This window comes from Glutamicibacter sp. 363, assembly GCF_052379505.1.
Classification (GTDB): domain Bacteria; phylum Actinomycetota; class Actinomycetes; order Actinomycetales; family Micrococcaceae; genus Glutamicibacter.
In genome coordinates, this window is the sequence record NZ_JBQSYR010000086.1 from 1 (window position 1) to 680 (window position 680).

Consider the following 680-nt stretch of genomic DNA (forward strand, 5'->3'; position numbering starts at 1 on the left):
TTCATGGGCCGGATCAAAGAACAGCCAGAAGCTTTCTCCTACGGGTTCGCCACCATGACCCGCAGCCTGCGCTCCAAAGTCTGGAATGCGGCCGGGCCGCGGAATCCAGCCCGGCTGGCCACGGCAGCCAATCCGCTGATTATTGACCTCGATGCGTCGCTAGTGCATGTCCACTCTGAGAAGGAAAACAGCGCTGGGACGTATAAAGGTGGGTACGGTTTTTCACCGATGATTGCCATGGCTGACTACGGCAAAGCCAACGGCACCGGCGAAGTCCTCGCCGTGCAGTTGCGCCCGGGAAACCGGGGCGCTAATTCCGCCGCCTCGCATATCGAGGTGCTCGGCCAAGCGCTGGCTCAGTTGCCTGATGATTTCTATGACGAGCACGGGAACCTTCGTGGTGAGAAGATCCTGGTCCGTACCGATAGTGCCGGCTCCTCCAGGGAGTTCTTGCACCACCTGGATTCGCTGGGGATCCAATTCTCCACGTCGTATTCGCTGCCGGTGCTCAAGGAGCGGTTCATCCGGTGGATCGATCAGAAGAAGTACTGGGAACCAGCCCTGGACGCTAACGGAGATCAGCGTGATGATGCGTGGGTGATTGATGCAACGAAGGTCTTGGAGTTGAGGCAATACCCGCCTGGAACTCGGATTTACCTGCGTGCTGAGCCGTTGCATCC

The 680-nt window shown here is 58.7% G+C and carries 1 protein-coding gene; it reads left to right on the forward strand.

What is annotated here, in order from left to right; translation table 11 throughout:
- On the forward strand, nt 1–680 hold a 680-nt coding region (locus ACT3UA_RS18970; protein WP_444617891.1), incomplete at both ends, for a transposase.